This window comes from Streptomyces xylophagus, from assembly GCF_000716435.1.
GTDB classification, from domain to species: Bacteria; Actinomycetota; Actinomycetes; order Streptomycetales; family Streptomycetaceae; genus Streptomyces; species Streptomyces xylophagus.
Genome location: NZ_JNWO01000097.1, coordinates 1 through 939 on the forward strand (window position 1 = coordinate 1; position 939 = coordinate 939).

Sequence of the window (939 nt, forward strand, 5' to 3'; positions counted from 1 at the left end):
CTCGTCGTCGGAGCCGGTGCGCTCGCTATGGCGGTCGGCCGGACCACCCAGGACGTGCCCATGCCGGACCAAGACGTTGCCGCGTCGCTGGCCCACCACTGCGTCACCTGCTTCGGGCAGAACCTTCACGTTTCGTGGAAGGCCCCGCAGTGGTCGACGAGACCCACCCACGAACCTCCGCACTCCACCAACTGAAAGCATCCCATGTCTCTCCACCCTTCCGATCAATACACCCAAGACCTGAAGACGCGCCGCATGTTCGCCTCGATCACCGAGAACATGCAGAACATGGAGAAGCAGGTCGGCGATCTGCTCGCTCTCGCGTCCGGCATGCGCAACACTCTCGGCACCGCCGCGCTGTTGCTCGCGCAGATCGAAGCGAACTACGTGAACGGTTGCGCCGAACGTCGCAGGGTCGACGCGTTGGCGATGGAGTTGCAGACGCGGCTCGCCGATCTCACCGGCAAGACGGCCGCCGCGCTCGTTACGGGTTACGCCGAACACAAGTCGTTCAGCGATAGGCTCTCAGGCGTTCAGACACAGGCGGACAGGATCGCGAACGACCGCTTCGTCAAAGACGACGAGAAGGGCGGCCCGTTGCCCGGCGTCGAATATGTGGGCCTCGAATGGTTCATGACCAAGCTGTCGATGTCGCGCAAGGTCGTCGAGAACCGGATCACCAACGGCGCGCTGCCGGAGCACGATGCGGTCGACGACACCGGCCAGGGCAGGCCGAAGTTCCTGTGGGCGAAGCACAACGCGCTCGCAGCGGTGGCAAGATATAGAGAGAAGCCGACCAACGAGAGGGGACGGGCGGCGGCTCACGTCTAAGCGGGGCTATTTAATTGACAGGCTTGTAAGGCGCGTGAGATGACATGCACCTTACGACCCCCAATCTAACTGATCGGCCGTATCTAGGAACCAACCCAGATACGGCCG

At 62.8% G+C, this 939-nt stretch carries 2 protein-coding genes; both read left to right on the forward strand.

The genetic code is table 11. The features are described 5' to 3' along the window. Window positions 1-195 (forward strand): hypothetical protein (locus OO70_RS56535; protein WP_043688278.1); only part of this gene is annotated, 195 nt, incomplete at its 5' end. A 60-nt stretch (window positions 196-255) separates the two neighbouring features. Beyond that, the gene (locus OO70_RS50435; RefSeq protein WP_033313768.1) at window positions 256-831 is read left to right on the forward strand and encodes a hypothetical protein; all 576 of its coding nucleotides are present in this window, start codon (window positions 256-258) and stop codon (window positions 829-831) included. Window positions 832-939 lie beyond the last annotated feature (108 nt).

Bases quoted from the DNA above. Each gene is read 5' to 3' on its own strand.
- OO70_RS50435 (WP_033313768.1), top strand. From the start codon at position 256: ATGTTCGCCTCGATCACCGAGAACATGCAGAACATGGAGAAGCAGGTC.